At 70.1% G+C, this 5,561-nt stretch carries 5 protein-coding genes; 4 read left to right on the forward strand and 1 reads right to left on the reverse strand.

Annotated features, from left to right (window positions below; translation table 11 throughout):
• Nucleotides 1-179 precede the first annotated feature (179 nt).
• A complete protein-coding gene (locus BMG07_RS39605; RefSeq protein ID WP_198089052.1) occupies nt 180-2,168 on the reverse strand; it encodes a monovalent cation:proton antiporter-2 (CPA2) family protein in 1,989 nt (662 codons plus the stop codon).
• Between the two features lie 154 nt (nt 2,169-2,322).
• Between BMG07_RS39605 and BMG07_RS39610 the strand changes: the two genes are divergently transcribed.
• From BMG07_RS39610 to BMG07_RS39625, 4 genes are read left to right on the forward strand one after another with little or no spacing between them, the layout of a single operon-like run.
• The gene (locus BMG07_RS39610) at nt 2,323-3,324 is read left to right on the forward strand and encodes an SIS domain-containing protein (protein WP_198089053.1); all 1,002 of its coding nucleotides are present in this window, start codon (nt 2,323-2,325) and stop codon (nt 3,322-3,324) included.
• The gene (locus BMG07_RS39615) at nt 3,324-3,872 is read left to right on the forward strand and encodes an HAD family hydrolase (RefSeq protein WP_198089054.1); all 549 of its coding nucleotides are present in this window, start codon (nt 3,324-3,326) and stop codon (nt 3,870-3,872) included. Before BMG07_RS39610 ends, BMG07_RS39615 begins: the two co-directional genes overlap by 1 nt.
• Nucleotides 3,869-4,531 carry an LPS export ABC transporter periplasmic protein LptC gene (gene lptC, locus BMG07_RS39620; protein WP_198089055.1) on the forward strand — a complete coding sequence of 221 codons (663 nt, stop codon included), beginning with the start codon at nt 3,869-3,871 and terminating at the stop codon, nt 4,529-4,531. Before BMG07_RS39615 ends, lptC begins: the two co-directional genes overlap by 4 nt.
• 31 nt (nt 4,532-4,562) lie before the next feature.
• On the forward strand, nt 4,563-5,348 hold the full coding sequence (locus tag BMG07_RS39625; protein WP_198089056.1) for an SDR family oxidoreductase: 786 nt from the start codon (nt 4,563-4,565) through the stop codon (nt 5,346-5,348).
• The last annotated feature ends 213 nt before the right edge of the window (nt 5,349-5,561 follow it).

The raw sequence follows: 5,561 nt of genomic DNA on the forward strand, positions 1-5,561 counted from the left end.
GCGGCGACCGCAACTTCATCGCGCGGGCGCAGTGCATGGCGGCCCAGTGCCTGAAGGCCGAGTACAAGGCCCACGCGCAATGCGACGCCGTGCGCCGCCAGCAGCGCATCGACGAAGAAAAGCGCAATCCGACGCTGATCAACTGAACGAGGCTGGCCCAAGCCTGGCGTTCGCCGCGCTCAGCCCTTCTGCAGCCGCTCGATGGCAATCGCCAGCGCGGCCGGTTTGCCCGACAGCACCAGCGTGTCGCCGTCCGTGAGCACGGTGGCGCCGGCCGGCGTGCGCGGTTGGCCGTCGTGGCGGCGCAGGCTCGCGACGCGCACGCCCAGCGTCGGCAGCGCCAGCTGTTCCAGCGTCTGGCCGATCGCGCGGGCGCCGGCATTCAGGGTGAAACTGTTGAGCCGCTCGTGGTCGATCTCGTCGGCGTTGTCGTCGTCGGCGCCGTGGAAATAGCCGCGCAGCAGGTTGTAGCGCGCGTCGCGCTGGTCCTGCACCACGCGGATCACGCGCCGCATCGGCACGCCGACCAGTGCCAGCGCGTGGCTGGCGAGCATCAGCGAACCCTCGATGGCCTCGGGCACCACCTCGGTCGCGCCGGCCGCCTGCAGCTTCTCGAGGTCGTGGTCGTCCTGCGTGCGCACGATCACCGGCACCTGGGCCGCGTGGGCGCGCGTGTTGGCCAGCACCTTCATGGCGCCGGGCACGTCGAGGTAGGTCACGACCACCGCGCTGGCGCGGGCCAGGCCGGCGGCCATCAGCGCCTGCAGCCGCGCCGCGTCGCCGAACACCACCGAGTCGCCGGCGGCGGCGGCCTGGCGCACGCGGTCGGGGTCGAGGTCCAGCGCCATGTACGGAATGCCCTCGCGCTCGAGGATGCGCGCCAGGTTCTGGCCGCAGCGCCCGTAGCCGCAGATGATCACGTGCTGCGCGGTGTTGATGGTCTTGCGCGCAATGGACGTCATCTGCAGCGACTGCTGCATCCAGTCGCTGGCCACCAGTTTGCGCACGATGGCGTTGCTGTACATGATGATGAACGGCGTTGCCAGCATCGACAGCACCATCGACGCCAGCACCGGGTTGGCCAGCCAGGGCGGCAGCAGGCTGCGCTCCTGCGCCAGCGTCAGCAGCACGAAGCCGAACTCGCCGGCCTGCGCCAGGTACAGGCCGGTGCGCAGCGACACGCCCGAGGTGGCCCCCAGCACCCGCGCCAGCACCGTCACCAGCCCGAGCTTGAAAGCCAGCGGCACCAGCAGCAGCACGCCCACCAGCATCCAGCGCTCGACCACGATGTGCCAGTCCAGCGACATGCCCACGGTGATGAAGAACAGACCCAGCAGCACGTCGTGGAAGGGGCGGATGTCGGTCTCGACCTGGTGCTTGTATTCGGTCTCCGACACCAGCATGCCCGCGATGAACGCGCCCAGCGCCAGGCTCAGCCCCGCCAATTCGGTGAGCCAGGCCAGCCCCAGCGTGACCAGCAGCACGTTCAGGATGAACAGCTCTTCGCTGCGCCGCCGCGCCACCAGCGTGAGCCACCAACGCATGACGCGCGGGCCGCCGTACAGCAGCAGGCCGATCAGGAAGGTGGCCTTCAGGAGCGCGAGCCCCAGGGCCTTGGCCAGTGCCTCGGGCGGCGCGCCCAGCGCTGGAATCAGCACCAGCAGCGGCACCACCGCCAAGTCCTGGAACAGCAGCACGCCCATCACGCGCTTGCCGTGCTCGCTCTCGAGTTCGAGCCGCTCGGCCATCAGCTTGACGACGATGGCGGTGCTGCTCATGGTCAGCGCGCCCGACAGCGCGAGCGTGGTCTGCCAGCCGAGCTGCCACGACGGCGGCAGGAACAGCCGCGCGACTGCCAGTGCGCCCACCGTGGCAATGGCCATCGTCAGCAGCACCTGCAGCAGGCCGAGCCCGAACACGTGCTTTCGCATGGCGCGCAGCTTGGGCAGGCTGAACTCCAGCCCGATCACGAACATCAGGAACACCACGCCGAATTCGCCCAGGTGGCGGATGCCTTCGGAGTTCTGCGCCAGCGCGAAGGCGTGCGGCCCGATCAGCACGCCCGCCGACAGGTAGCCCAGCATCGGCGGCAGCTTGAGCGAGCGGCAGGCCACCACGCCGATCACCGCGGCCAGCAAGTACAACAGCGTGAGATCGAACGACGACATAGGCGCCGATGCTAGAGCAAGACCCGTGCGCGCGCGTTCGGAGGGAGACCGAGCGCCGCCGGGCCGCCCCAAGGCGCGAGCGGCCCCCTCGGGGGGCAGCGAGGACACGAAGTGCCGAGCGTGGGGGCAAGCCTCTGGCCCGTAAAATCCGGCGATGAGCTCCCGTCCCGCCCCGGCCCCCGTGGTCGACCCCGAAGCGATCCTGTCCCGGGCACGCATCACTTTCGACATCGAAGCCGAAGCCGTCGCCGGCCTGAAGACCCGCGTCGGGCCGAGCTTCGTCGACGCCGTGCGCAAGATCCTCGAAGTGCGCGGCCGTGTGGTCGTGATGGGCATGGGCAAGAGCGGCCACGTCGGCCGCAAGATCGCCGCCACCCTCGCTTCCACCGGCACGCCCGCGATGTTCGTGCACCCGGCCGAAGCCAGCCACGGCGACCTGGGCATGATCAAGTCGGTCGACCTGGTGCTGGCCATTTCCAACAGCGGCGAAGTCGACGAGCTCACCGTCATCCTGCCGGTCGTCAAGCGCCAGGGCGTGCCCCTGATCGCCATGACCGGCCGCCCCGAATCCACCCTGGCCCGCCATGCCGACATCGTGATCGACGCTGGCGTGTCCAAGGAGGCCTGCCCGCTCAACCTCGCCCCCACCGCGAGCACCACCGCCCAGATGGCAATGGGCGACGCGCTGGCGGTGGCGCTGCTCGACGCGCGCGGCTTCGGCTCCGAAGACTTCGCGCGCTCGCACCCGGGCGGCGCGCTCGGGCGCAAGCTGCTCACGCACGTGAGCGACGTCATGCGCTCGGGCGACGAAGTGCCGCGCGTGCCGCCCTCGGCCACCATCAGCGAGCTGATGCGCGCGATGAGCATCAAGGGTTTCGGCGCCGCCGCGGTGGTCGAGCCCGACGGCCGCGCCTCGGGCATCTTCACCGACGGCGACCTGCGCCGCCTGATCGAGGCCGGCGCCGACCTGCGCACGCCCAAGGCGGCCGAGGTGATGCACCGCGACCCACGCACCATCCGCGTCGACGCGCTGGCGGTGGAAGCCGCCGAGCTGATGGAGCAGTGCGGCATCACCCGCCTGTTCGTGATCGACGGCGCGGGGGTGATCGTCGGCGCGATCAACACCAACGACCTGATGCGCGCGAAGGTCATCTGATGGCGCTCGAGTTCCAGGCCGAGACCTTGCTCGCCGCGCAGGACGTGCGCATTGTTTTCTTCGACATCGACGGCGTGCTGACCGACGGCGGCGTGTACTTCACCGAGCACGGCGAAACGCTCAAGCGCTTCAGCATCCTCGACGGCTACGGCCTGAAACTGCTGCGCAAGGCGGGCATCGTGCCGGCCGTGATCACGGGGCGCGATTCCAAGCCCCTGCGCGTGCGGCTGGAGGCGCTGGGCATCGAACACGTGCGCTACGGCACCGAAGACAAATTGCCCGCCGCGCAGGCCATGCTCGACCAGCTGGGCTTCGGTTGGGCGCAGGCCGCGGCCATCGGCGACGACTGGCCCGACCTGCCGGTGCTCACGCGTGTCGGCTTCGCGGCGGCGCCGGCCAATGCCCACGCCGAGGTGCGAGGCATTGCGCGCTACGTCACCCGCGCGCGCGGCGGCGAAGGCGCGGCGCGCGAGTTCTGCGACCTGCTTCTCACGGCCTGCGGCCAATACCGCGTCCTGCTCGACGCTGCCCGAGGCCCCCACACATGAACAACGCGAAACGCGCATGGGGACTGGTGCGCGACGTCCTCGACCGCACCACGATCTACCTGCCGATCATCCTGACGGCGGCCGTCGCGCTCGGCACCTACTGGCTGGTGCGCAATGCGCCCAAGCTGCTGGAGCCCACCGCCAAGGCCGCGCCCACGCATGAGCCCGACTACTTCATGCGCGACTTCGTCATCAAGAACTTCCTGCCCAACGGCGACCTGCGCAGCGAGCTGCATGGCGTCGAAGGCCGGCACTACCCGGACACCGACACCATCGAGGTCGACAAGGTGCGCATGCGTTCCGTGTCGCCCGAGGGGCTGGTGACGCGCTCCACGGCCAACCGCGGGCTGTCGAACTCGGACGGCAGCGAGCTGCAGCTGTTCGGCAACGCGATCGTCATCCGCGACCCGTCGGTGGGACCGAACGGCAAGCCCACGCCGCGGCTCGAGTTCCGCGGCGAGTTCCTGCATGCCTACGTCGACACCGAGCGCGTGACGTCGAACCAGCCGGTCACGCTGATCCGCGACAAGGACCAGTTCACCGGCGACACGCTCGACTACGACAACGTGACCGGCGTGGCCAACCTGAACGGCCGGGTGCGCGGGGTGTTGATTCCGTCGGCCGCGATGGCGGCGCCCGCTCCGGCCAAGAAGCGCTGACCCCCAAGAAGACACCCGGAACACATCACGCATGACCACGCCGTCCCCGCTCGTCTTCATCACCGGCGCATCGAGCGGCATCGGCCAGGCGCTGGCCGCGAGCTTCTACGACGCGGGCTATCGCCTGGCGCTGGTCGCCCGGCGCACGGCGCAGACCGAAGCCTGGGCCCAGGGCCGCAAGCTCAGCGCGGACCGCTACCGGATCTACGCCGCCGACGTTGCGCAGACCGACAGCATCGTGGCCGCCGGCGCCGAGTGCATCGCTCAGCAGGGCCTGCCCGACGTGGTCATTGCCAATGCCGGCATCAGCGTGGGCATCGACACGGCGGAGCGCGCCGACCTCGACGTGCTGTCGCAGACCTTCGCCACCAACAACGTCGGGCTGGCCGCGACCTTTCATCCGTTCGTGCGGGCGATGGCGCAGCGCGGCAGCGGCAGGCTGGTGGGCATTGCCAGCGTCGCGGCCATTCGCGGGCTGCCGGGCCACGGCGCGTACTGCGCGAGCAAGGCCGGGGTGGTCGCGTACTGCGAGAGCCTGCGCGGCGAGTTGCACAACAGCGGCGTCAAGGTGGTCACGCTGTGCCCGGGCTACATCGACACGCCGCTGACGCAGGGCAATCGCTACGGCATGCCCTTTCTCATGAAGGCCGAGGACTTCGCGGCCCAGGCGCTGCGCGCCATCGAGTCGGGCACCAGCTACCGCGTGATCCCGTGGCAGATGGGCGTGGTCGCCAAGATCATGCGCATGCTGCCCAATGCCGTGCTCGACCGCGCGGTGCAGGGGCGCGAACGCAAGAAGCGCAGCGGCGAGGCCTGATCGACACGGCCGGCCCCCAAAGAAAAAGGCTCCGTGAGGAGCCTTTTGTCTTTCTGTGCGTTGGAGCGCCTGGATCAGTAGCCGCTGTTGCCGCCACCGCCGTAGCCGCCGCCACCACCGCCGGAGCGGCCACCGCCGCCACCGCCACGGGGGCCGGCGCCGTAGGGGCTGCGGAAACCGCCATCGCCACCACCGCCGCCGCCACCACTGCGG

This window comes from Variovorax sp. E3, from assembly GCF_016082275.1.
In the GTDB taxonomy this organism is placed as follows: Bacteria; Pseudomonadota; Gammaproteobacteria; order Burkholderiales; family Burkholderiaceae_C; genus Variovorax.

Coding starts and splice junctions, on each gene's coding strand:
- BMG07_RS39615 (WP_198089054.1), top strand. CDS start 3,324: ATGGCGCTCGAGTTCCAGGCCGAGACCTTGCTCGCCGCGCAGGACGTG.
- BMG07_RS39605 (WP_198089052.1), bottom strand. CDS start 2,168: ATGTCGTCGTTCGATCTCACGCTGTTGTACTTGCTGGCCGCGGTGATC.
- BMG07_RS39610 (WP_198089053.1), top strand. CDS start 2,323: ATGAGCTCCCGTCCCGCCCCGGCCCCCGTGGTCGACCCCGAAGCGATC.
- lptC (WP_198089055.1), top strand. CDS start 3,869: ATGAACAACGCGAAACGCGCATGGGGACTGGTGCGCGACGTCCTCGAC.
- BMG07_RS39625 (WP_198089056.1), top strand. CDS start 4,563: ATGACCACGCCGTCCCCGCTCGTCTTCATCACCGGCGCATCGAGCGGC.